This window comes from Fluviibacter sp., assembly GCF_057744235.1.
Genome location: NZ_JBIJFP010000004.1, coordinates 51,156 through 74,332, shown reverse-complemented (window position 1 = coordinate 74,332; position 23,177 = coordinate 51,156). Strand labels below are relative to the sequence as shown.

The following is a 23,177-nucleotide window of genomic DNA, read 5'->3' as shown; positions in this document are numbered from 1 at the left end:
CCCCTTAGGCCTTGACGGCAGGACGCACGATCACGTCCGAACCGCGGGCGCCCGGAACGGCACCCTTGACGAGGAGAAGCTGACGCTCGGCATCAACGCGAACCACTTCCAGATTCTGCGTAGTGCGCTGAACATCACCGAGGTGGCCGGCCATGCGCTTACCCGGGAAAACGCGACCCGGATCCTGCGCCATACCGATCGAACCCGGCGCATTGTGCGACACCGAGTTACCGTGCGATGCACGGTTCGAGCTGAAGTGGTGACGTTTGATGCCGCCAGCAAAGCCCTTACCGATCGTGACGCCCGTGACGTCAACCTTCTGACCAGCTTCAAAAATTGTCGCAGCAATCGCGTCGCCCGGCTTGAAGCCGTCGAGCGCATCCGCTGCAACCGTGAATTCTTTGAGAACGCGCGAGGACTCAACACCAGCTTTTGCCAGGTGACCACTCAGCGCCTTGGTCATGCGCGTGGCACGACGTTGGCCGAATGCAACCTGAACAGCGGCGTAGCCGTCCGTTTCGGGCGTCTTGATTTGTGCGACGCGATTGTTCGACACATCGAGCACTGTGACAGGGATGGAAACACCATCCTCAGCAAAGATGCGCGTCATGCCGACCTTGCGTCCTACAAGGCCTAGACTCATCTGTTATTCTCCTAATCACCAGCTGCGATTGGCTGGCGTCGGTTATAGGTACTACAAAAGGTACTGCAAGCGATACAACAAAACTGCTGCGGCCCCGCAAACGCGGAGCCGGGAAAGCCCAGAACTATACTACGAACCCGGTATTACTGCAACTTGATTTCGACGTCGACGCCAGCGGGCAGATCGAGCTTCATCAGGGCGTCAACCGTTTTGTCGGTCGGGTCGATGATGTCCATCAGACGCAGGTGCGTACGGATTTCGAGCTGGTCACGCGACGCCTTGTTGACGTGTGGCGAACGCAGAATATCAAAACGCTGCTTGCGGGTCGGCAGAGGCACCGGGCCACGAACCACGGCACCCGTGCGCTTGGCGGTTTCAACGATTTCCTGGGCCGACTGGTCGATCAAACGGTAGTCATAGGCCTTCAGGCGGATACGAATCTTTTGGTTTTGCATGGTGACATCCAAAGAGCAGTAAAAGAACAATCAAAGAGCAGCGAGTGGCGCACTATACAGAAATCAACGTTTTCTGCAAAGCCCCACTCAGAAACCCGAACCCAGGGAACGGGCTTCCGATGGGCAGCAAAAGTTACTCGATAATTTTCGAGACGACGCCGGCGCCGACAGTACGGCCGCCTTCGCGGATGGCGAAGCGCAGACCTTCTTCCATGGCGATCGGGTTGATCAGCTTGACGGTCATGCGGACGTTGTCGCCCGGCATCACCATCTCGGTGCCTTCCGGCAGCTGGATCGCACCGGTCACGTCTGTCGTACGGAAGTAGAACTGCGGACGGTAGTTGTTGAAGAACGGGGTGTGGCGGCCGCCTTCGTCTTTCGACAGGACGTACACTTCCGATTCAAAGTGGGTGTGCGGCTTGATCGAGCCCGGCTTACACAGCACTTGGCCACGCTCGACTTCTTCGCGCTTGGTGCCGCGCAGCAGGACGCCGACGTTGTCACCGGCTTGACCTTGGTCGAGCAGCTTGCGGAACATTTCAACACCGGTACAGGTGGTCTTGGTGGTCGGCTTGATGCCGACGATTTCGAGTTCTTCGCCAACTTTGACGATACCGCGCTCAACACGACCGGTGACGACGGTACCGCGACCCGAGATCGAGAAGACGTCTTCGATGGGCAGCAGGAACGGCAGATCAACGGCGCGTTCCGGTGTCGGAATGTAGCTATCCAGAGCTGCTGCCAGTTCCATGATGGCCGGTTCGCCGATCGGGCTCTGGTCGCCTTCGAGGGCCTTCAGTGCCGAACCCTTGATGATGGGCACGTCGTCACCCGGGAAGTCGTACTTCGACAGAAGTTCGCGAACTTCCATTTCAACCAGTTCGAGCAGCTCAGCATCATCCACCATGTCGCACTTGTTCAGGAAGACGATGATGTATGGCACGCCAACCTGGCGGGCCAGCAGGATGTGTTCACGGGTCTGCGGCATGGGGCCGTCAGCGGCCGAGCACACCAGAATGGCGCCGTCCATCTGGGCAGCACCGGTAATCATGTTCTTGACGTAGTCGGCGTGGCCCGGGCAATCAACGTGGGCGTAGTGGCGACCTTCGGTCTCGTATTCAACGTGCGCGGTGTTAATCGTAATGCCGCGGGCCTTTTCTTCCGGCGCTGCGTCAATCTGGTCGTAAGCCTTCGCTTCGCCACCAAACTTCGATGCCAGCACAGTAGCGATCGCTGCCGTCAGTGTCGTCTTACCATGGTCAACGTGACCAATCGTGCCCACGTTTACGTGCGGCTTTGTACGTTCAAACTTACCCTTTGCCATGTTATTTCCTTAAAAGTTCAGAGTTTCAGAATTCGAGATTACTTCTTGTTGATGATGGCGTCAGCCACATTCTTCGGCGCTTCGTTGTAGTGCTTGAACTCCATCGAGTACGTCGCACGACCCTGAGTCAGCGAACGCAGCTGCGTCGAGTAACCGAACATTTCGGCCAGGGGCACCTCAGCCTTAATGGCCTTCATGCCGCCCGGAATGTCATCCATACCCTGGACAATGCCACGGCGACCCGACAGGTCACCCATGACGTTACCCATGTAGTCTTCCGGCGTTTCAACTTCAACGGCCATCATCGGCTCAAGAAGAACCGGGCTGGCGCGACGCATACCTTCCTTAAAGGCCATCGATGCGGCCATCTTGAAGGCGTTTTCGTTCGAGTCCACATCGTGGTACGAACCGAAGTGCAGGGTACACTTGACGTCAACAATCGGGAAGCCGGCCAGCACGCCGTTCGGCATGGTGTCCTGCAGACCCTTGTCAACCGCCGGAATGTATTCGCGCGGCACCACACCACCCTTGATAGCGTCAACGAACTCATAGCCCTTGCCCGGTTCGTTCGGCTCGATCTTGAGGACCACGTGACCGTACTGACCACGACCGCCCGACTGCTTGACGAACTTGCCTTCGGCATCGTCAATGGTTTTGCGGATGGTTTCACGGTAGGCCACCTGCGGTGCACCGACGTTGGCTTCCACACCGAACTCGCGCTTCATACGGTCAACGATGATCTCGAGGTGCAGTTCGCCCATACCCGAGATAATGGTCTGACCCGATTCTTCATCGGTACGAACACGGAACGACGGATCTTCCTGGGCCAGACGCGACAGGGCGATACCCATTTTTTCCTGGTCGGCCTTGGTCTTCGGTTCGACGGCAACGTGAATCACCGGCTCCGGGAACTCCATGCGCTCCAGGGTGATGACGGCATCCGGATCACACAGGGTTTCGCCCGTGGTGACTTCCTTCATGCCCACGCAAGCGGCGATATCGCCGGCGCGCAGTTCCTTGATTTCCTCACGCTCGTTAGCGTGCATCTGCAGAATACGGCCAATACGCTCTTTACGCTGCTTGACTGGGTTGTAGATGGTGTCGCCTGAGTTCAGAATACCCGAGTAAACGCGCACGAACGTGAGCTGACCCACGAACGGGTCGGTCATCAGTTTGAATGCCAGCGCCGAGAACTTCTCGCTGTCATCGGCCTTACGGGTAGCCGGCTGACCGTTTTCCAGTTCGCCTTCCACCGGCGGAATGTCGATTGGCGACGGCATCAGATCCAGAACAGCGTCGAGCATGCGCTGCACGCCCTTGTTCTTGAACGCAGTACCACACAGCATCGGCTGGATTTCGCTGGCGATCGTACGGGTACGCAGACCCAGCATGATTTCCGCTTCAGTCAGGTCGCCATTTTCCAAATAGGCATTCATCAGATCTTCCGAGGCCTCTGCCGCAGCTTCGAGCATCTGTTCGCGCCAGGTGGCGGCTTCATCAGCCAGCTCAGCCGGGATGTCGCGGTAGTCGAACTTCATACCCTGGGAGGCTTCGTCCCAGTAGATGGCTTTCATCTTGATGAGGTCAACGACGCCTTCGAAGGTGTCTTCAGCGCCGATGGGGATCACGATCGGCACTGGGTTCGCCTTGAGACGGGTCTTCATCTGCTCAACGACCTTGAAGAAGTTGGCACCGGAGCGGTCCATCTTGTTCACGAAGGCCAGACGCGGCACCTGGTACTTGTTGGCCTGACGCCACACGGTTTCCGACTGCGGCTGCACGCCACCGACGGCACAGTAAACCATGACCGCACCATCCAGAACGCGCATCGAGCGCTCGACTTCAATCGTGAAGTCGACGTGTCCCGGGGTATCAATAATGTTGATACGGTGTTCCGGACGCGATGCATCCATGCCCTTCCAGAAACAGGTGGTCGCAGCCGAGGTAATGGTAATACCGCGCTCCTGCTCCTGCTCCATCCAGTCCATCGTCGCGGCACCATCGTGCACTTCGCCGATTTTGTGGTTCACACCGGTGTAGAAAAGGATCCGCTCGGTCGTCGTCGTCTTACCGGCGTCGATGTGGGCACTAATACCAATATTGCGATAGCGTTCGATGGGTGTCTTGCGAGCCACGATACAACCTTTACAAAATAAGAAACAATGAGCTTAGAAGCGGAAATGCGAGAAGGCCTTGTTGGCTTCTGCCATACGGTGGACTTCATCACGCTTCTTGACGGCACCGCCACGGTTTTCCGCAGCTTCAACCAGTTCTGCAGCCAGACGGGCACCCATCGACTTTTCCGAGCGCTTGCGGGCAGCGTCACGGATCCAGCGCATGGCCAGCGCCATACGACGCGACGGACGGATTTCAACCGGCACCTGATAGTTGGCACCACCAACGCGGCGGGACTTGACTTCCACCATCGGCTTGGCGTTGTTCAGCGCCTGGGAAAAGACTTCCAGCGGATCACGGCCACCTTTGTTGGTGATCTGGTCAAAGGCGCCATAGATGGTGCGCTCAGCGACCGACTTCTTGCCGGAGATCATCAGAACGTTAACAAACTTGGAAACGTCAACATTGCCGAACTTCGGATCCGGCAGAATGTCACGCTTGGGTACTTCGCGACGACGAGGCATGGTTACGACCTTTCAGTAAACAGTAAGGCAGCTGGCTTAGACCGCGGGTCTTAAGCAGCTTTGGGGCGCTTGGCGCCGTACTTCGAACGGGACTGCTTACGATCCTTGACGCCCTGGGTATCCAGCGAGCCACGGACGGTGTGGTAACGCACACCCGGCAAATCCTTCACACGACCACCGCGAATCAGAACAACCGAGTGTTCCTGCAGGTTGTGGCCTTCACCACCGATGTACGAAATCACTTCGAAACCGTTGGTCAGACGAACCTTGCACACTTTACGCAGCGCAGAGTTCGGCTTTTTCGGCGTCGTGGTGTACACGCGAGTGCAGACACCACGCTTTTGCGGACAAGCTTCGAGGGCCGGAACCTTGTTCTTGGCCTCAACCTTGACGCGCGGCTTACGCACGAGCTGATTAATGGTTGGCATATCTAAAATCCCCAATAAATCCGGGCGGCAAAACCACCCTTGTTCCTACAATAAATTGCGGTCACATCCCAGCGGGATGGCCCAGCAAACCACGGTCACGCCGTATCAAAACCAGCGTGCCGCACGAAAACCGAGCGGTTTGGCCGGAGAAACCCGCAATGATAAACCAGCGCGGGGCATTCCGTCAACCTAGAGCCCGGGTTGACCCGGGGCAAGGCAACCGGACCAGCCGGTTGCCACCCCTGAATCAGTTGGCGGCGTCGCCTTCGGCAACATCGGCTGCCGGAGTTTCTGCCACAAGGCTTTCTTCGACGGCCACTGCTTCGACCGGCTCGAATACATCGTCCAGCGCGGCGGCGGCCGACTGGTTGCGACGTGAAGCGTGGTAGGCCAGACCCGTACCTGCCGGGATGAGGCGACCCACAATGACGTTTTCCTTAAGACCACGCAGATCGTCGCGCTTGCCCATGATGGCGGCTTCGGTCAGAACACGGGTGGTTTCCTGGAAGGACGCGGCCGAGATGAACGAATCGGTCGACAGCGAGGCCTTGGTGATACCCAGCAGCACCGGTTCGAATTCGGCTTCACGCTTGCCTTCGGCACGCAGGGCGTCGTTGGTGATGAAGACTTCCGAACGCTCGACCTGTTCACCCTTGATGTACGACGAATCCGCCGGATCGGTGATCTGGACCCGGCGCAACATCTGGCGAACGATCACTTCGATGTGCTTGTCGTTAATCTTCACGCCCTGCAGACGGTAAACGTCCTGCACTTCGTCCGTGATGTAACGGGCCAGCTCTTCGATTCCCTTCAGGCGCAGGATGTCCTGCGGATCCGGTTCACCGTCGACAATCAGTTCGCCCTTGTTGACGACCTGACCATCGTGCACCAGCACGTGCTTATCCTTCAGGATCAGGAACTCGTGGTCATTACCCTCGAGATCCGTCAACACCAGGCGCTGCTTGCCCTTGGTGTCCTTACCGAACGAGACGGTACCAGTGACTTCCGCCAGCATGCCGGCGTCTTTCGGGGTACGGGCTTCAAACAACTCGGCCACCCGCGGCAGACCACCGGTAATATCACGGGTCTTGGCTGATTCCTGCGGCATACGGGCCAGCACATCACCCACACCGACCTGCTGACCATCAGTGACGCTGATAATCGAACCGACCTGGAAGGCGATGGCCACCGGGTGTTCGGAGCCGGCAATACGGACTTCATTGCCGTTGGCGTCAAGCAGTTTGACCTGCGGACGCAGACCCTTGTTCTGGGCCTTGCCACCGCGCTTCGGATCGATGGCGACCAGCGTTGCCAGGCCGGTCACATCATCCATTTGCTTGGCGACGGTCACACCCTCTTCAACGTGTTCGAAGCGGACAGTACCGGCGTACTCGGTAATGATCGGACGGGTATGCGGGTCCCAGTTGGCCAACTTGGTACCGGCCTTGATGACATCACCATCGGACACCATCAGGGTGGCCCCGTACGGCACCTTGTGACGCTCGCGCTCCTGGCCGTGTTCGGTGGTGATGAGCACTTCGCCCGAACGCGTAATGACGATCTTTTCGCCGCGGGCGTTGGTCACATAGCGCATGAGTGCCGAGAAACGGACCACACCCGCACTCTTGTTTTCTACAGTCGAGGCGACGGCAGCGCGCGATGCGGCACCACCGACGTGGAAGGTACGCATGGTCAGCTGGGTACCTGGCTCACCGATCGACTGCGCCGCGATCACGCCCACGGCCTCGCCGGCGTTCACCATCGAGCCGCGACCCAGATCTCGGCCATAGCACTTGGCGCACAGACCGTAGCGGGTGTCACAGGTCAGCGGTGTACGGACTTTAACTTCATCCACACCGGCCTGATCGATCAGATCGCACAGATCTTCATCGAGCATGGTGCCGGTTTCGACCATGGTTTCCTGGGTTTCAGGATGGATCACGTCAGCGGCGGTCACGCGGCCAAGGATGCGGTCACGCAGCGGCTCGATGACTTCACCCCCTTCGATCAGGGCACGCACAACGAAACCGTTTTCAGTGCCACAATCATCTTCAATGATCACCAGATCCTGCGTCACATCGACCAGACGACGGGTCAGGTAACCCGAGTTCGCAGTCTTCAGCGCCGTATCGGCCAAACCCTTACGGGCACCGTGCGTCGAGATGAAGTACTCGAGAACGTTCAGACCTTCACGGAAGTTCGAGTAGATCGGTGTTTCGATAATCGAACCGTCCGGCTTGGCCATCAGACCACGCATACCGGCCAGCTGCTTGATCTGGGCTGCCGAACCACGAGCGCCGGAGTCCGCCATCATGTAGATGGAGTTGAAGGATTCCTGCTTGACGGTCTTGCCTTCGGCATCGACCACATCTTCTTTACCCAGACGCTCCATCATGACCTTGGCGACCTGGTCACCAGCGCGACCCCAGATATCGACGACCTTGTTGTAGCGTTCGCCGACGGTCACCAGACCGTTGGTGTACTGCGATTCGATCTCCTTGATCTCTTCGCGGGCAGCATTAAGGATGTCGACTTTCTCGGCCGGCACTTGCATATCGCAGGAGGCAAACGAGATCCCGGCACGCGTGGCCAGTTTAAAACCGTTCTGCATCAGCTTGTCGGCGAACACGACCGTTTCCTTCAGGCCGCAACGGCGGAAGGATTCATCGATCAGCTTCGAGATTTCTTTCTTCTTCAGCGCCTTATCGATGGCCTTGAACGGCAGACCCTTCGGCAGAATCTGCGACAGTAGCGCACGACCAGCCGTGGTGTTGTAACGGTTGGTGACTTCAACCCAACCCTCACCCGATTCCTTCGGCTGCCATTCGTTCAGGCGTACCGTGATCTTGGCGTGCAGATCCAGTTCTTTCAGCGCCAGGGCGCGTTCGACTTCAGCGACGTCGGCAAACAACATGCCTTCGCCCTTGGCATTGATGCGCTCACGGGTGGCGTAGTACAGACCCAGCACAATATCCTGGGATGGCACGATGATCGGCTGGCCGTTAGCGGGCGACAGCACGTTGTTCGAGGCCAGCATCAGGGTGCGTGCCTCCATCTGGGCTTCGAGCGACAGCGGCACGTGAACGGCCATCTGGTCACCATCGAAGTCGGCGTTAAAGGCGGCACAGACCAGCGGGTGCAGCTGAATGGCTTTGCCTTCGATCAGTACCGGCTCGAACGCCTGGATACCCAGGCGGTGCAGGGTCGGGGCACGGTTCAGCATGACCGGGTGCTCGCGAATGACTTCTTCGAGGATATCCCAGACGATCGGCTCTTCGTTTTCTACCATCTTCTTGGCCTGCTTGATGGTGGTCGAGAGACCCATGTTTTCCAGGCGGTTGAAGATGAAGGGCTTGAACAGTTCCAGCGCCATCAGCTTGGGCAGACCACACTGATGCAGCTTGAGCTGCGGGCCGACCACGATGACCGAACGGCCCGAGTAGTCGACGCGCTTACCCAGCAGGTTCTGACGGAAGCGACCGCCCTTACCCTTGATCATGTCAGCCAGCGATTTCAGCGGACGTTTGTTGGCACCGGTCATGGCCTTGCCACGGCGACCGTTGTCGAGCAGCGAATCCACGGATTCCTGCAGCATGCGCTTTTCGTTACGGACGATGATGTCTGGTGCACGCAGTTCGAGCAGGCGCTTGAGGCGGTTGTTACGGTTGATGACGCGACGATACAGATCGTTCAGATCGGAGGTGGCGAAACGGCCACCGTCCAGCGGCACCAGGGGGCGCAGATCTGGCGGCAGCACCGGCAGGACTTCGAGGATCATCCATTCCGGCTTGATACCGGAACGCTGGAATGCTTCCAGCACCTTCAGGCGCTTGGTCAGCTTCTTGCTCTTGGCTTCCGAACCGGAAGCGGCCAGCTCTTCACGCAGACGCTCGACTTCCCGGTCGAGGTTGAGCGTGCGCAGCATTTCACGGATACCTTCAGCGCCCATCATGGCGTCGAATTCGTCACCGAACTCTTCAACCTTGGCGTTGTAATCGTCTTCGGTCATGATCTGGCCGCGTTGCAGCGGGGTCATGCCCGGGTTGACGACCACAAAGGCTTCGAAATAGAGCACGCGTTCGATGTCGCGCAGCGACATGTCGAGCACCATCCCCAGACGCGACGGCAGCGACTTCAGGAACCAGATGTGGGCAACCGGGCTGGCCAGTTCGATGTGCGCCATGCGCTCACGACGCACTTTGGCCAGCGTAACTTCAACGCCACACTTCTCACAGATCACACCACGATGCTTGAGGCGCTTGTACTTGCCACACAGGCATTCGTAATCCTTGACCGGGCCAAAGATCTTGGCACAGAACAGGCCGTCACGCTCGGGCTTGAACGTGCGGTAATTGATGGTTTCAGGCTTCTTGACCTCGCCATAGGACCACGAGCGAATCTTCTCGGGCGATGCCAGCCCGATGGTGATCGCATCAAATTCTTCTTCCGGTCCTACCTGCTTGAACAGATCCAGTAACGCTTTCATGCTTTTCTCCCAGACGGAGTAAATCCAGATTCTTTTGATGCGCCGCCGCTATCGCGGCAGCGCATCGCCGGTGTTGCAGTGATGTCTCAGTGACGCTCGAGGTCGATGTCGATACCCAGCGAGCGGATTTCCTTAACGAGCACGTTGAACGATTCCGGCATAGCGGCTTCGATCTTGTGATCACCCTTAACGATGTTTTCATACATCTTGGTACGGCCGGAGACGTCATCCGACTTCACCGTGAGCATTTCCTGCAGTACATGCGATGCACCGTAGGCTTCCAATGCCCAGACCTCCATTTCACCGAAACGCTGACCACCGAACTGCGCCTTACCACCCAGCGGCTGCTGGGTGACGAGGGAGTACGGACCGGTCGAGCGGGCATGCATCTTGTCATCCACCAGGTGATGCAGCTTGAGGATGTGCATGTAGCCGACCGTGACCGGACGTTCGAAGGTTTCGCCGGTGCGACCATCGACCAGTTCGATCTGAGTGCGGGTCGACGTCAGTTTCAAGTCGCGGGCAACCTGATCCGGGTAAGCCAGATCAAGCATGGCGTTCAGCTCGGCTTCGGCAGCACCATCAAACACCGGGGTAGCGAACGGCACACCGCGGCGCAGGTTCTGTGCCAACTTCATGACTTCGTCATCCGACAGCGTGTTCAGCTCGGCAGCACGGCCACTCTGGTTGTAGATCTTGTCGAGGAACTGGCGCACTTCCTGGATGTTGCGCTCGGCGCGCAGCATTTCGTCAATGCGACGCCCCAGGCCCATGGCAGCCCAGCCCAGGTGGGTTTCGAGTACCTGTCCCACGTTCATACGGGACGGCACACCCAGCGGGTTCAGCACGATATCCACGGGGCGACCATCCGCCATGTGCGGCATGTCTTCCACCGGCACAATGCGTGATACCACCCCTTTGTTACCGTGACGACCGGCCATCTTGTCACCCGGCTGCAGACGACGCTTAACGGCCAGGTAGACCTTAACCATTTTCTGCACACCCGGCGGCAGTTCGTCGCCCTGCGTCAGTTTCTTGCGCTTCTCTTCGAACGCGGCATCAAAGCCCTTGCGGGTCTGCTCGATACCTTCGCGCAGCGCTTCCAGCTGGGTGGCGACTTCATCATCCGCAACACGGATATCGAACCACTGATGTGGATCAACGGTATCCAGATAGGCACGATCAATGGCGCTGCCCTTGGCCAGCTTTTTCGGGCCGCCGTTGGCAACCTTGCCAATGATCAGACGGGCCACACGCTCGAAGGCATCACGTTCAACAATGCGCAGCTGATCGGCCAGATCCAGTTTGTAGTGACGCAGCTGATCGTCGATGATCGACTGCGCACGCTTATCGCGCTCGATGCCTTCACGGGTAAAGACCTGGACGTCGATCACGGTGCCGGCAATACCCGACGACACGCGCAGACTGGTGTCTTTCACATCCGAGGCTTTTTCACCGAAGATGGCGCGCAGGAGTTTTTCTTCCGGCGTCAGCTGGGTTTCACCCTTCGGGGTTACCTTGCCGACGAGCACGTCACCGGCTTCGACTTCGGCGCCAATGTAAACGATACCCGACTCATCCAGACGCGATAGTTGCGATTCGCCGAGCGACGGGATATCACGGCTGATTTCTTCCGGTCCCAGCTTGGTGTCACGGGCAACCACCGTCAGCTCTTCGATGTGCACCGACGTGAAGCGGTCTTCAGCCACCACACGCTCGGAGATGAGGATCGAGTCTTCGTAGTTGTAGCCATTCCAGGGCATGAACGCGATGAGCATGTTCTGACCCAGGGCGAGTTCGCCCAGGTCGGTCGATGCGCCGTCGGCAACCACGTCACCCTTGGCCAGCTTGTCACCGACGCGAACGATCGGACGCTGGTTGATGTTGGTGTTCTGGTTGGATCGGGTGTACTTGACGAGGTTGTAGATGTCGACACCGACCTCACCGGCCAGCGCTTCGTTATCGTTGACGCGAATCACGATACGACCGGCATCGACGTAATCGACCACACCGCCACGGCGAGCAACGATTGCCGTACCCGAGTCAACGGCAACGGTGCGCTCGATACCTGTGCCGACCACCGGTTTTTCGGGGCTCAGGCAAGGCACGGCCTGACGTTGCATGTTGGCACCCATCAGTGCGCGGTTGGCGTCATCGTGCTCGAGGAACGGCACCAGCGAGGCAGCAACTGAAACGATCTGCGACGGCGCCACGTCCATATACTGAACGGCCGATGCCGGTTCGAGCAGGGCTTCGCCCTTGTGGCGGCAGGTGACCAGTTCATCAGTCAGCTTGCCAGCAGCATCGACTTCGGCATTCGCCTGGGCGATGACGTACTGGCCTTCTTCAATCGCCGACAGGTAGTTGATTTCGGCGGTGACATGGCCATCAACCACCTTGCGATACGGTGTTTCAATAAAGCCGTACTCGTTAACGCGGGCATACAGTGCCAGCGAGTTGATCAGACCAATATTCGGACCTTCCGGCGTTTCGATCGGGCACACACGGCCATAGTGCGTCGGGTGGACGTCACGGACTTCAAAGCCAGCACGCTCACGGGTCAGACCGCCCGGGCCCAGAGCTGATACACGGCGCTTGTGGGTAATTTCCGATAGCGGGTTCGTCTGGTCCATGAACTGCGACAACTGGCTAGAGCCGAAGAACTCCTTGATCGCAGCCGAGATCGGCTTTGCATTGATGAGGTCATGCGGCATCAGGTTGTCGGATTCGGCCTGATTCAGACGTTCTTTAACGGCACGTTCCACACGGGCCAGGCCGGCACGGAACTGGTTTTCGGCCAGCTCACCGACCGAACGCACGCGACGATTACCCAAGTGATCGATATCATCGATTTCACCGCGGCCATTGCGTAGCTCAACCAGAATGTCGATCGCATCGATGAGGTCGCGCGGCGACAGTGTGAGCTGTTCGCGGATCTCGGTCTTGACACCCATACCATTCAGTTTAGCGGCCACTTCCTGGGCTTCAGCTTCAGTGAGGTTTTCGGCAGCAGCACGCGGACCAAACTGCATTTCCGCCAGCTGATCAGCAACCAGCGACACACGGACGCCATTACGCTCAGCCAGATAGGCCACGATCTCGTCTGTCTTTGACGGCAGCGAAGTCATCATCACCTTGGATTCAGTGATGTCAGTCCGCCCCATACGACGATTGAACTTCATACGACCAACGCCCGACAGATCGTAGCGATCATCCGAGTAGAACAAAGCATTGAAGAGAATCTCGACCGCTTCTTCAGTGGGCGGCTCCCCCGGACGCATCATGCGGTAGATGGCGACACGTGCAGCCGTGCGATCACGGGTTTCATCGGCGCGCAGCGTGTTGGCAATGAAGGCGCCGCGATCCAAATCATTAATGTAGAGGGTCTGGATAGTTTCCACACCCGCTTCCTGCAGTTTGGCTAGCAGCGTGCCATCGATTTCTTCATTGGCTTTAGCAATGATTTCACCAGTTTCCGGATTGATCACGTCCTTGGCCAGGATGCGTTCAACCAGAAACTCTTCCGGTACGACAATGCTCTTCAGACCAGCCGCATCCAGCTCACGGATATGTCGCGCCGTAATGCGCTTATCTTTCGGAACAATGACCTTGCCGGCCTTATCGCAGATATCAAAACGAGCGACTTCGCCACGCAGGCGTTCCGGCACCAGCGCAAATTCAATTTTCTTGCCTAGCGAGAACTGGTCGAACTCAAAGAAACGACCAAGAATTTCTTCGTCGCTCATACCCAGTGCGCGCAGCAGCGTTGTGACCGGCATCTTGCGGCGGCGGTCGACACGGAAAAACAGCGTGTCTTTCGGGTCAAATTCGAAATCCACCCAAGAGCCGCGGTAAGGAATGACGCGGGCCGAGAAGAGCAACTTGCCTGATGAGTGCGTCTTGCCGCGATCGTGCTCGAAGAAGACGCCCGGCGAACGATGCAGCTGGCTGACGATCACTCGCTCGGTACCATTGATCACAAAGGAGCCCGTGTCTGTCATTAGCGGAATTTCGCCCATGTAGACTTCCTGTTCCTTAACTTCCTTAATGTCGCCAGTGTCGCGATCGAGAATCACCAGGCGCACACGGGCGCGCAGGGCAGACGCAAAGGTCAAACCACGCTGCTGACACTCGCGCACATCAAATGCGGGCTCGGCCAGGTTATAGCTGACGAATTCCAGACGGGCATTGCCCGAATGCGACGTGATCGGGAAGATCGTCGAGAAGGCTGCCTGCAGACCCTGAGGGCGACGCTGGGCCGGTGTGATTCCTTGCTGCAGGAAATCACGGAAGGAGTCGAGCTGGGTAGCCAGAAGGTAAGGTACCTCGAGCACCGTGTCACGCTTCGCAAAGCTCTTGCGGATGCGCTTTTTCTCGGTAAATGAGTAGGTCATCGTCGCTCCGGTATTTGATCAATCAGAAAGTCAGTGGAATCACGACATCATCGTCGTAACAATGGATAAAAATGGTGGACCATCCTGCCTGTCGGCAAAGCCAAATATCCGCGGGATCTTCAGTAGATCAGGACACTTGGCTTTGCCGGCCAAACTACATGAGCACAAGGCCGTAGTTTCGCTGCTGCGCAGCGTACGCTGCAGAAACGCCAAAAGCACGTAAGGCCGGGGCAAGCGCCCCAGCCTGACGTGCACGGACAACAAGGTCTTACTTGATCTCGACCTTGGCGCCAGCTTCTTCCAGTTGCTTCTTCAGGGCTTCAGCATCAGCCTTGGAGACGCCTTCCTTCACAGCCTTCGGAGCGCCGTCAACGACGTCCTTGGCTTCCTTCAGGCCCAGGCCGGTAGCGGCACGAACCACCTTAATGACTTCAACCTTCTTGTCGCCGGCAGCAGCCAGGATGACGGTGAATTCAGTCTGCTCTTCAACAGCCGCAGCGCCAGCTGCAGCGCCAGGAGCGGCGACGGCCATAGCGGCAGCCGACACACCAAACTTCTCTTCAAATGCCTTAACCAGATCGTTCAGTTCGAGAACGGTCAGGTTACCAACGGCTTCCAGGATATCGTCCTTGGTAATTGCCATGATTGTTACTCCAGTAAGTTCTATTCGTTAAAAAAGGTCGGAAGTCGCCGGTCTGCTTAGGCAGCAGCGCCTTCTTCTTCGCGTTTTTTCGCCAGAGCGCCCAAGCAGACTGCCATGCCACTCAGCGGTGCCATCATGACACCCAGCAGCTTGGCCAGCAGTTCCTCGCGGCTCGGGATGCTTGCCAGTGCCTTGACGCCAGCGGCATCCAGGGTTTCACCAGCATAGCTACCTGCTTTGAGAATCAGCTTGTCGTTCGACTTGGCAAAATCGTTCAGCACCTTGGCTGCGGCGATCGGATCTTCGGAAATACCGTAGATCAGCGGACCGACCATGTGCGACGATAGATCAGCAAAGGTCGTGCCTTCAACCGCGCGACGCACCAGCGTGTTCTTCAGAACGCGCAGGTAGACACCCGATTCACGTGCCTTGGCGCGCAGTTTGGTGAGATCACCTACTTCAATGCCGCGGTACTCTGCGAGCACCACGCTTTGCGCTTTGGCAACCTGGCTCGACACTTCGGCAACTACGGCCTTCTTGTCGTTCAGATTCAGACTCATTCGTCTTTCTCCATTCAAGTCAACATGTAACCGGCGAACCAGTTACCCCCATTACGGTGACCGAAATCAGAGACTCGCGGACGCTGCCGCGAAATCCTGTTCTGGGACCACCATCTGCGCAGGACGCTCCGTAGAGCTATTAAACGTTTGCACGCACCTGCGGTCTTTGACGATCTGGCCGCTCAACCCTTTTCGGGGTTTAGGCGACCAGCCCAAAGTTCTATAAAAGCGTTATGCCTGTACTGAAGCCTGATCGACGTGAACGCCAGGACCCATGGTGCTGGAGACAGCAATCTTCTTCAGGTACTGACCCTTGGCCGATGCCGGACGGGCTTTCACCAGCGCATCTACTAACGCGCGCAGATTCTGCTCGAGGGCATCAACGCCAAACGACGCGCGACCGATCGTGCTGTGCACGATGCCGCCCTTGTCGGTACGGTATTGGACCTGGCCCGCCTTGGCGTTTTTCACGGCCGTTGTGACATCCATGGTCACGGTACCGACCTTCGGGTTCGGCATCAGGCCGCGCGGGCCGAGGATCTGACCCAGCTGACCCACGATACGCATGGCATCCGGTGTAGCGATGACGATGTCGAAATCCATGTTGCCGGCCTTGACCTGGTCCGCCAGATCTTCGAAACCGACAATGTCTGCTCCGGCCGCGGTGGCGGCTTCAGCCTTGTCGCCCTGGGCGAACACGGCAACGCGCATGGTCTTACCGGTACCAGCCGGCAGCACAACCGAACCACGGACCACCTGATCCGATTTACGCGGATCAACGCCCAGATTCAGGGCAACATCGATCGACTCGTCGAACTTGGCCGTGGCCAGATCTTTGGCCAGGGTGAGCGCTTCGGTGAGCGGGTACAGCTTGTTACGGTCAACCTTGCCTTGCAGGGCCTGTTGACGCTTAGTCAGTTTTGCCATATTAGAGGCCCTCCACGGTGATACCCATGCTACGGGCGCTACCAGCGATGGTGCGCACAGCAGCGTCCAGATCGGCAGCCGTCAGATCGGCTTGCTTGGTCTTGACGATGGCTTCAGCCTGGGCACGCGTAATTTTGCCAACCTTATCGGTGTGCGGACGCGGGCTACCCTTCTGAATACCGGCAGCCTTCTTGATCAGAATGGTGGCGGGCGGGCTCTTCATCACGAAGGTGAAGGACTTATCCGCGTAGGCGGTGATCACCACCGGCGTCGGGAGACCAGGCTCCATACCCTGCGTAGCCGCGTTAAAGGCCTTGCAGAATTCCATGATGTTCAGGCCGCGCTGGCCGAGTGCCGGACCAACCGGGGGCGACGGGTTGGCTTTACCCGCCGGGATTTGCAGCTTGATATAGCCGACGATCTTCTTTGCCATGAAAGGCTCCTTATAGTGAGTTTTAGCGCGCTTTTGTCACAAGTGACGACTCACGCTCCTCTTTTTGCTACCTGCCAACAATACAACCGGGGTTGGCACCCTTGAATCTTCACGACCTCGATCAGGCCTTCTCAACCTGGCCGAAATCCAGCTCAACTGGCGTGGCGCGCCCGAAGATGGTGACGGAGACACGGAGCTTGCTCTTGTCGTAGTTCACATCCTCGACATTGCCATTGAAGTCCGTAAACGGACCCTCCTTGACACGAACCATCTCGCCCACTTCAAACAGAATCTTCGGACGGGGCTTTTCAACACCTTCCTGCATCTGCTGCATGATCTTGTCGACTTCCTTCTGGGAAATCGGGGTCGGCTTGGTGGCAGTGCCACCGACAAACCCTGTCACTTTCGGAGTACTCTTCACCAGGTGCCAGGTGTCATCGTTCATGTCCATTTCGACAAGAACATAACCCGGAAAGAATTTGCGCTCGGAAATGGCTTTCTGGCCGCCGCGCATTTCCACAACCTCTTCAACCGGCACTAGAATCTGACCAAACAGGTCTTCCATACCGGCGCGCTGGATGCGCTCCGTCAGAGCGCGCATGACACTCTTTTCGAAGCCTGAATAGGCGTGTACGACGTACCAACGTTTGCTCATTATTTCTTCCACCCCAAGATCAGGTCATACATGACCCATTCGAGGGTTTTATCAGTCAGCCACAGAAAAATGGCCATGATCAGCACAAATACAAACACCATGGCGGTTGTCTGCATCGTTTCCTTGCGGGTCGGCCAGACAACTTTACGGGCTTCAACGATCGATTCACGCACAAATCCGGCCAGGCGACGACCCTGAGCTGTCGTCCACACCAGCGCGACGGCCACAGCGATACCACCTAGCACAGACACCAGGCGCAACAGCCCAGCATCAGCAGCCAGCAGGTAAAACCCGGCGATTCCAGCGACCACCGCTAACGCCGCCAGTATGAATTTGATTTTATCGACCATCAGACACAATCAGGACTGTCGAAGCAGTCCATGGCTTAAAAGTGGCAGGGGCAGAGGGAATCGAACCCCCAACCTTCGGTTTTGGAGACCGACGCTCTGCCAGTTGAGCTATACCCCTGCAAAACGCTTAAGGCGCCTCCTAGGTTGGGGAGACGCCTCAGGTGAGGTGCCCGCTTTTGGCGGGCCCTGGCACAATCGAGAATTACTCGATAATTTTCGAGACGACGCCGGCGCCGACAGTACGGCCGCCTTCGCGGATGGCGAAGCGCAGACCTTCTTCCATGGCGATCGGGTTGATCAGCTTGACGGTCATGCGGACGTTGTCGCCCGGCATCACCATCTCGGTGCCTTCCGGCAGCTGGATCGCACCGGTCACGTCTGTCGTACGGAAGTAGAACTGCGGACGGTAGTTGTTGAAGAACGGGGTGTGGCGGCCGCCTTCGTCTTTCGACAGGACGTACACTTCCGATTCAAAGTGGGTGTGCGGCTTGATCGAGCCCGGCTTACACAGCACTTGGCCACGCTCGACTTCTTCGCGCTTGGTGCCGCGCAGCAGGACGCCGACGTTGTCACCGGCTTGACCTTGGTCGAGCAGCTTGCGGAACATTTCAACACCGGTACAGGTGGTCTTGGTGGTCGGCTTGATGCCGACGATTTCGAGTTCTTCGCCAACTTTGACGATACCGCGCTCAACACGACCGGTGACGACGGTACCGCGACCCGAGATCGAGAAGACGTCTTCGATGGGCAGCAGGAACGGCAGATCAACGGCGCGTTCCGGTGTCGGAATGTAGCTATCCAGAGCTGCTGCCAGTTCCATGATGGCCGGTTCGCCGATCGGGCTCTGGTCGCCTTCGAGGGCCTTCAGTGCCGAACCCTTGATGATGGGCACGTCGTCACCCGGGAAGTCGTACTTCGACAGAAGTTCGCGAACTTCCATTTCAACCAGTTCGAGCAGCTCAGCATCATCCACCATGTCGCACTTGTTCAGGAAGACGATGATGTATGGCACGCCAACCTGGCGGGCCAGCAGGATGTGTTCACGGGTCTGCGGCATGGGGCCGTCAGCGGCCGAGCACACCAGAATGGCGCCGTCCATCTGGGCAGCACCGGTAATCATGTTCTTGACGTAGTCGGCGTGGCCCGGGCAATCAACGTGGGCGTAGTGGCGACCTTCGGTCTCGTATTCAACGTGCGCGGTGTTAATCGTAATGCCGCGGGCCTTTTCTTCCGGCGCTGCGTCAATCTGGTCGTAAGCCTTCGCTTCGCCACCAAACTTCGATGCCAGCACAGTAGCGATCGCTGCCGTCAGTGTCGTCTTACCATGGTCAACGTGACCAATCGTGCCCACGTTTACGTGCGGCTTTGTACGTTCAAACTTACCCTTTGCCATTTTTAGACCCTCAAGTCGAAAAAATAAAAGACACAAAAAGACGATACGACAGCCGGAATCACCAGAATTCTGGTGCCCATGGGCAGGATTGAACTGCCGACCTCTCCCTTACCAAGGGAGTGCTCTGCCACTGAGCTACATGGGCCAATTCCGAACAGTCGAAACACCGTGGAGCGGGTGAAGGGGATCGAACCCTCGTCTTAAGCTTGGAAGGCTTCTGCTCTACCATTGAGCTACACCCGCCCGGCCAAACCGCAGCACGGAGAAACCGCTGTTCATTCTGGTTGTTGGTGGAGGGAGAAGGATTCGAACCTTCGAAGGCAGAGCCGACAGATTTACAGTCTGTTCCCTTTGACCGCTCGGGAATCCCTCCGCGAACCAGAACCGAGGATTATTCACGAAAACCGCCAATGCTGTCAAGCAGCATTTGTAAATTTTTTCGCGGACGGCTCTCGCATTGCAGCACGGCAAACACCGCGGAGGGTGATAGAGTGAGACTCACGCCATGCAGACCCCACACGGGAGTTACGGTCATGCCAGAAAATGCTGCCCACCCCAATCACCACCATCTGTCGCCGGACTGCGCACATCCGGCAGACCCAGAACTCTTAAACCGCCTCTTTACGCATGGGCGCACCTTCAGCCACTGGCTCCCCCGTCCGGTAGATGATGCATTACTGATGCGTGCCTGGAATCTGGCACGACTGGGCCCGACATCTGCCAACTGTCAGCCTTTGCGGATTCTTTTTGTCCGCTCCCCAGAGGCAAAAGCGCAACTGAAAGCGTGCCTTGCACCGGGCAACATTGATAAAACGATGGACGCCCCCGTCACCGCGCTGTTTGCGGCGGATACCCGGTTTTACGACCATCTGCCTCGTCTTTATCCGCACGCGGATGCCCGCAGCTGGTTTGCTGGCGATGCGTTGAAACCGTTGGCGGATGCCACCGCCGATCGCAACAGTAGCCTGCAAGCCGCCTATTTTATGATGGCCGCGCGTTCCCTGGGACTTGACTGCGGCCCAATGTCAGGGTTTGATGCGGAACGCCTGAACCAGACCTTCTTCCCGGATGGCCGGTTCAAGATCAATTTTATCTGCAACCTCGGGCACGGTGATCCGCAAACACTGCATCCCCGTTCCCCGAGGCTGGAATTTGAGGACGCATGTCGGATCATCTGAATGACGTGGCGCAAGCCACACACCATACGCAACCCATGTCACCACCGGAATTCAAGGTACGGCCCGTGACACTGACCTATCTTCTGGTGCTGCAAGGCCTGCCCACGCTGGGCGTACTAGCTCTGGGTGTCCCGAGTTATGCTTTGTTCAAACAGCCAATTCCATGGATGGAGATGTCGCTGGTGATTGGTGCTGTCGCATTCTTCCTGACGTATCTTTCGAGCTACCCTTGGCGTTATCGTATCATCGAGGCGCTGGTGGCACCTGCAACCTGGCTGATTCTGCATCTGTCGGGGCGTATCTAGGGTTGTAACCCAAGCCATTAACGGAGACGATCATGAGTGACCAGTCAACTAACCCGCTCCACTTTCTACAAGGTATGTGGAACCAGATGGGCTTTCAACTACCGGGCATGGTGACACCCACGCTCGACGAAGGCGAACTGGACAAACAGATCAAGGATCTGAAGTCCGTCGAAAACTGGTTGCGTATGAATCTGTCGATGTTGCAGATGACGATTCAGAATCTGGAAATGCAGAAATCCGCGCTGGGCACCTTCCGTACCATGAGCAGCCACTTCACTCAGCATGACGCGCCTGCCGCCCCCCCTGAAAACCCCTTCAGCGCATTCTTTCAGGCGGCTCAAGCAGCACAGCCACCGCAACCGGAGCCTGAGCCTGCCGCAACACCAGTCAACGCAAACAACGACTCGGCGGGTGACGAAGCAGCCCTCGCCAAGGCCGCCATGTGGCCCTGGGAAATGATGAACGACATCAACGCCAAGATGCAGGAACAGCTGGCCGAAGCCACCAAAAACTCAGCAACCGCCAAAGTTGCAAAAAAGGCAGGCGCAAAACCTGCTCCGGCAGCGGTATCCGCCCGCCAGCCTGCGGCCAAAAAAACTTCAGCGAAACCACGCGCAAAGAAACCCGCCTGATCATCCCGCCGCTTTAGCGGCATCAACCAGCCGCTCGGCAATCCAGGGGCCGCCGCCATACAGGAGGGCAGCTGCGCCCATTAGCAGCAACGTGCCGAATAAAATTTGCAATCGCGTCTTACGCAAGCCTTCGGGGAAGGCGCGGCAAAAGAAGATCGGACCGAGTATTGGTACAAAAATCACCAGCGCCGCCCAGCCCCAGCCACGGGTAATGCTGGCCGGGATGGCGACGATATAGCCCACGAGCAGCATCACAGCGCCTACGGCTGTCATCAGGGCAATAGCTAGTACAAACGCAAAAAACGCGACATCCATTCTGGAACTTTCTGTTACTTTTTCTGTTTAATCGGACGCTGCCAACCCGGCAACGATAACTGTTTGGCGCGCGAAACTGTCAACGTGTCAGCGGGCGCGTCTTTGGTAAGCGTTGTACCAGCACCTAGCGTTGCACCACGACCAACGGTCACCGGCGCTACCAGCTGCGTATCCGAACCGATAAAAGCATCGTCCTCGATCACCGTGCGGAATTTATTCGCGCCATCGTAGTTACAGGTGATCGTACCCGCACCGATGTTAACGCGCTCGCCGACGGTGGCATCACCCACATAGGCAAGATGATTGGCTTTCGAGCCGTTGCCCAGTTGGGTATTTTTCAACTCGACAAAATTACCCACGTGCGCACCCGCGCCCAGGGTAGAGCCGGGACGCAAACGGGCATACGGTCCAACCACCGCATCCGGCCCGACCTCTGATTGATCCAGATGACTAAAGGCATCGATGCGTGCGCCGGCACGAATCGTGACATTGCGCAGCACACAATAAGGCCCGATCTGTACACCTTCTTCCAGAACAACCTTACCTTCAAAGACACAGCCCACATCGATACTGACATCACGCCCGCAATGCAAGGTGCCGCGAATATCAATCCGTGCCGGATCCGCCAGGCGCACGCCCGACTCCAGCAAACCCTCTGCCAGATGCAACTGCCAGGCGCGCTCCAGCGCTGCTAATTGGGCTTTGGAATTGACACCGGCAACTTCCCAATCGTGGCCAGGCGATACCGTATGCACCGGCACGCCCTGCTGCACTGCCATGGCCAGCAGATCCGTTAGATAGTACTCACCTTGTGCATTCTTGTTCGATAACGCGCCCAGCCAGGCTGTCAGATGGCGCGATGGCAAACAGAGGATACCTGTGTTGACTTCGGTAATCTTGCGCTGCTCGTCGGACGCATCTTTTTCTTCAACATTGCACAGGACTTTGCCCGCCGCATCACGGACGATACGTCCATAACCCTTCGGGTTTTCCAGTTGCTGCGTAATCAAGCCCACGCCATCGCCAGCGGCCTGCAGCAATGCCTGCAGGGTGGCCGGCTGAATCAGCGGCACATCGCCGTATAGAATCAGCACCTGGCCATCGCTCGGTAATGGCTCCAAGGCCGGCAGCGCCATCTGAACAGCGTGGCCCGTGCCCAGTTGCGGCGACTGCAGCGCAAACGACACCCCAGCATCCGCTAAAGCACTTTCAACGACCGGCGCGCCGTGACCAACAACGGCGACAGTTTTTTGTGGGTTCAGCGTTGCCGCGGCGGCAATCACATGCTGCACCATAGATTGGCCAGCAATCGGATGCAGCACTTTGGGCAAACCGGAACGCATGCGGGTGCCCTGACCCGCAGCAAGAATCACTACTTGCAATGGACGTGTGTGATTCAACACGATCTCCGTTAATT

At 57.6% G+C, this 23,177-nt stretch carries 20 protein-coding genes and 4 tRNA genes; 3 read left to right on the top strand and 21 right to left on the bottom strand.

What is annotated here, in order from left to right; translation table 11 throughout:
• Positions 1 to 4 precede the first annotated feature (4 nt).
• From rplC to AC3GOJ_RS04015, 19 genes are all read right to left on the bottom strand, one after another.
• The gene (gene rplC, locus AC3GOJ_RS04105; protein ID WP_488236191.1) at positions 5 to 643 is read right to left on the bottom strand and encodes a 50S ribosomal protein L3; all 639 of its coding nucleotides are present in this window, start codon (positions 641 to 643) and stop codon (positions 5 to 7) included.
• A 143-nt stretch (positions 644 to 786) separates the two neighbouring features.
• Positions 787 to 1,098, bottom strand: coding sequence for a 30S ribosomal protein S10 (gene rpsJ, locus AC3GOJ_RS04100; protein WP_488236190.1), 312 nt, complete (start codon positions 1,096 to 1,098; stop codon positions 787 to 789).
• A 133-nt stretch (positions 1,099 to 1,231) separates the two neighbouring features.
• Positions 1,232 to 2,422: an elongation factor Tu gene (gene tuf / locus AC3GOJ_RS04095; protein ID WP_488236180.1), complete on the bottom strand. Its 1,191-nt coding sequence runs from the start codon at positions 2,420 to 2,422 to the stop codon at positions 1,232 to 1,234.
• Between the two features lie 38 nt (positions 2,423 to 2,460).
• Positions 2,461 to 4,557 (bottom strand): elongation factor G, encoded by a 2,097-nt coding sequence (gene fusA, locus AC3GOJ_RS04090; RefSeq protein WP_488236189.1) that lies wholly within the window; start codon positions 4,555 to 4,557, stop codon positions 2,461 to 2,463.
• A gap of 33 nt (positions 4,558 to 4,590) precedes the next feature.
• Positions 4,591 to 5,061, bottom strand: a complete 471-nt coding sequence (rpsG, locus tag AC3GOJ_RS04085) for a 30S ribosomal protein S7 (RefSeq protein ID WP_488236188.1) — start codon at positions 5,059 to 5,061, stop codon at positions 4,591 to 4,593.
• A gap of 50 nt (positions 5,062 to 5,111) precedes the next feature.
• A complete protein-coding gene (gene rpsL / locus AC3GOJ_RS04080; RefSeq protein WP_162048930.1) occupies positions 5,112 to 5,489 on the bottom strand; it encodes a 30S ribosomal protein S12 in 378 nt (125 codons plus the stop codon).
• Positions 5,490 to 5,736: 247 nt separating this feature from the next.
• Positions 5,737 to 9,975, bottom strand: coding sequence for a DNA-directed RNA polymerase subunit beta' (rpoC, locus tag AC3GOJ_RS04075; protein ID WP_488236187.1), 4,239 nt, complete (start codon positions 9,973 to 9,975; stop codon positions 5,737 to 5,739).
• Positions 9,976 to 10,061: 86 nt separating this feature from the next.
• Complete coding sequence (gene rpoB / locus AC3GOJ_RS04070) at positions 10,062 to 14,369, bottom strand: DNA-directed RNA polymerase subunit beta (protein ID WP_488236186.1); 4,308 nt, start codon at positions 14,367 to 14,369, stop codon at positions 10,062 to 10,064.
• A 268-nt stretch (positions 14,370 to 14,637) separates the two neighbouring features.
• Complete coding sequence (rplL, locus tag AC3GOJ_RS04065) at positions 14,638 to 15,012, bottom strand: 50S ribosomal protein L7/L12 (RefSeq protein WP_488236185.1); 375 nt, start codon at positions 15,010 to 15,012, stop codon at positions 14,638 to 14,640.
• A gap of 56 nt (positions 15,013 to 15,068) precedes the next feature.
• Positions 15,069 to 15,572 (bottom strand): 50S ribosomal protein L10, encoded by a 504-nt coding sequence (gene rplJ, locus AC3GOJ_RS04060; protein ID WP_488236184.1) that lies wholly within the window; start codon positions 15,570 to 15,572, stop codon positions 15,069 to 15,071.
• A gap of 231 nt (positions 15,573 to 15,803) precedes the next feature.
• The gene (gene rplA / locus AC3GOJ_RS04055; RefSeq protein ID WP_488236183.1) at positions 15,804 to 16,499 is read right to left on the bottom strand and encodes a 50S ribosomal protein L1; all 696 of its coding nucleotides are present in this window, start codon (positions 16,497 to 16,499) and stop codon (positions 15,804 to 15,806) included.
• A 1-nt stretch (position 16,500) separates the two neighbouring features.
• Positions 16,501 to 16,932: a 50S ribosomal protein L11 gene (gene rplK / locus AC3GOJ_RS04050; RefSeq protein ID WP_162048924.1), complete on the bottom strand. Its 432-nt coding sequence runs from the start codon at positions 16,930 to 16,932 to the stop codon at positions 16,501 to 16,503.
• Positions 16,933 to 17,053: 121 nt separating this feature from the next.
• Positions 17,054 to 17,587, bottom strand: a complete 534-nt coding sequence (gene nusG / locus AC3GOJ_RS04045) for a transcription termination/antitermination protein NusG (protein ID WP_488236182.1) — start codon at positions 17,585 to 17,587, stop codon at positions 17,054 to 17,056.
• Complete coding sequence (gene secE, locus AC3GOJ_RS04040; RefSeq protein WP_488236181.1) at positions 17,587 to 17,937, bottom strand: preprotein translocase subunit SecE; 351 nt, start codon at positions 17,935 to 17,937, stop codon at positions 17,587 to 17,589. The genes nusG and secE overlap by 1 nt, the downstream gene beginning before the upstream one ends.
• 42 nt (positions 17,938 to 17,979) lie before the next feature.
• A tRNA-Trp gene (locus AC3GOJ_RS04035) sits at positions 17,980 to 18,055 on the bottom strand.
• Between the two features lie 84 nt (positions 18,056 to 18,139).
• Positions 18,140 to 19,330 (bottom strand): elongation factor Tu, encoded by a 1,191-nt coding sequence (gene tuf, locus AC3GOJ_RS04030; protein ID WP_488236180.1) that lies wholly within the window; start codon positions 19,328 to 19,330, stop codon positions 18,140 to 18,142.
• Between the two features lie 70 nt (positions 19,331 to 19,400).
• Positions 19,401 to 19,475 (bottom strand) — tRNA-Thr (locus AC3GOJ_RS04025).
• A gap of 24 nt (positions 19,476 to 19,499) precedes the next feature.
• Positions 19,500 to 19,573: transfer RNA gene (locus AC3GOJ_RS04020), tRNA-Gly, on the bottom strand.
• Positions 19,574 to 19,618: 45 nt separating this feature from the next.
• Positions 19,619 to 19,703 (bottom strand) — tRNA-Tyr (locus AC3GOJ_RS04015).
• 160 nt (positions 19,704 to 19,863) lie between these two features.
• Between AC3GOJ_RS04015 and AC3GOJ_RS04010 the strand changes: the two genes are divergently transcribed.
• Genes AC3GOJ_RS04010 through AC3GOJ_RS04000 form a run of 3 tightly spaced genes read left to right on the top strand, consistent with a single transcriptional unit; the run spans position 19,864 to position 21,445 of the window.
• Entirely contained in the window at positions 19,864 to 20,508 is a 645-nt protein-coding gene (locus AC3GOJ_RS04010) for a malonic semialdehyde reductase (protein WP_488236179.1), read from the top strand.
• On the top strand, positions 20,493 to 20,813 hold the full coding sequence (locus tag AC3GOJ_RS04005; RefSeq protein ID WP_488236178.1) for a hypothetical protein: 321 nt from the start codon (positions 20,493 to 20,495) through the stop codon (positions 20,811 to 20,813). Before AC3GOJ_RS04010 ends, AC3GOJ_RS04005 begins: the two co-directional genes overlap by 16 nt.
• A 32-nt stretch (positions 20,814 to 20,845) precedes the next feature.
• A complete protein-coding gene (locus tag AC3GOJ_RS04000) occupies positions 20,846 to 21,445 on the top strand; it encodes a PhaM family polyhydroxyalkanoate granule multifunctional regulatory protein (protein ID WP_488236177.1) in 600 nt (199 codons plus the stop codon).
• On the opposite strand, the gene AC3GOJ_RS03995 is transcribed toward AC3GOJ_RS04000, so the two are convergent.
• Positions 21,446 to 21,760 carry a hypothetical protein gene (locus AC3GOJ_RS03995; protein ID WP_488236176.1) on the bottom strand — a complete coding sequence of 105 codons (315 nt, stop codon included), beginning with the start codon at positions 21,758 to 21,760 and terminating at the stop codon, positions 21,446 to 21,448.
• A gap of 14 nt (positions 21,761 to 21,774) precedes the next feature.
• Entirely contained in the window at positions 21,775 to 23,142 is a 1,368-nt protein-coding gene (glmU, locus tag AC3GOJ_RS03990; RefSeq protein WP_488236220.1) for a bifunctional UDP-N-acetylglucosamine diphosphorylase/glucosamine-1-phosphate N-acetyltransferase GlmU, read from the bottom strand.
• Between the last annotated feature and the right edge of the window lie 35 nt (positions 23,143 to 23,177).

Excerpts from the sequence above, each read along its gene's own strand:
- rplC (WP_488236191.1), bottom strand. The coding sequence starts at position 643 with ATGAGTCTAGGCCTTGTAGGACGCAAGGTCGGCATGACGCGCATCTTT.
- rpsJ (WP_488236190.1), bottom strand. The coding sequence starts at position 1,098 with ATGCAAAACCAAAAGATTCGTATCCGCCTGAAGGCCTATGACTACCGT.
- tuf (WP_488236180.1), bottom strand. The coding sequence starts at position 2,422 with ATGGCAAAGGGTAAGTTTGAACGTACAAAGCCGCACGTAAACGTGGGC.
- rpsG (WP_488236188.1), bottom strand. The coding sequence starts at position 5,061 with ATGCCTCGTCGTCGCGAAGTACCCAAGCGTGACATTCTGCCGGATCCG.
- rpsL (WP_162048930.1), bottom strand. The coding sequence starts at position 5,489 with ATGCCAACCATTAATCAGCTCGTGCGTAAGCCGCGCGTCAAGGTTGAG.
- rpoC (WP_488236187.1), bottom strand. The coding sequence starts at position 9,975 with ATGAAAGCGTTACTGGATCTGTTCAAGCAGGTAGGACCGGAAGAAGAA.
- rpoB (WP_488236186.1), bottom strand. The coding sequence starts at position 14,369 with ATGACCTACTCATTTACCGAGAAAAAGCGCATCCGCAAGAGCTTTGCG.
- rplL (WP_488236185.1), bottom strand. The coding sequence starts at position 15,012 with ATGGCAATTACCAAGGACGATATCCTGGAAGCCGTTGGTAACCTGACC.
- rplJ (WP_488236184.1), bottom strand. The coding sequence starts at position 15,572 with ATGAGTCTGAATCTGAACGACAAGAAGGCCGTAGTTGCCGAAGTGTCG.
- rplA (WP_488236183.1), bottom strand. The coding sequence starts at position 16,499 with ATGGCAAAACTGACTAAGCGTCAACAGGCCCTGCAAGGCAAGGTTGAC.
- rplK (WP_162048924.1), bottom strand. The coding sequence starts at position 16,932 with ATGGCAAAGAAGATCGTCGGCTATATCAAGCTGCAAATCCCGGCGGGT.
- nusG (WP_488236182.1), bottom strand. The coding sequence starts at position 17,587 with ATGAGCAAACGTTGGTACGTCGTACACGCCTATTCAGGCTTCGAAAAG.
- secE (WP_488236181.1), bottom strand. The coding sequence starts at position 17,937 with ATGGTCGATAAAATCAAATTCATACTGGCGGCGTTAGCGGTGGTCGCT.
- tuf (WP_488236180.1), bottom strand. The coding sequence starts at position 19,330 with ATGGCAAAGGGTAAGTTTGAACGTACAAAGCCGCACGTAAACGTGGGC.
- AC3GOJ_RS04010 (WP_488236179.1), top strand. The coding sequence starts at position 19,864 with ATGCCAGAAAATGCTGCCCACCCCAATCACCACCATCTGTCGCCGGAC.
- AC3GOJ_RS04005 (WP_488236178.1), top strand. The coding sequence starts at position 20,493 with ATGTCGGATCATCTGAATGACGTGGCGCAAGCCACACACCATACGCAA.
- AC3GOJ_RS04000 (WP_488236177.1), top strand. The coding sequence starts at position 20,846 with ATGAGTGACCAGTCAACTAACCCGCTCCACTTTCTACAAGGTATGTGG.
- AC3GOJ_RS03995 (WP_488236176.1), bottom strand. The coding sequence starts at position 21,760 with ATGGATGTCGCGTTTTTTGCGTTTGTACTAGCTATTGCCCTGATGACA.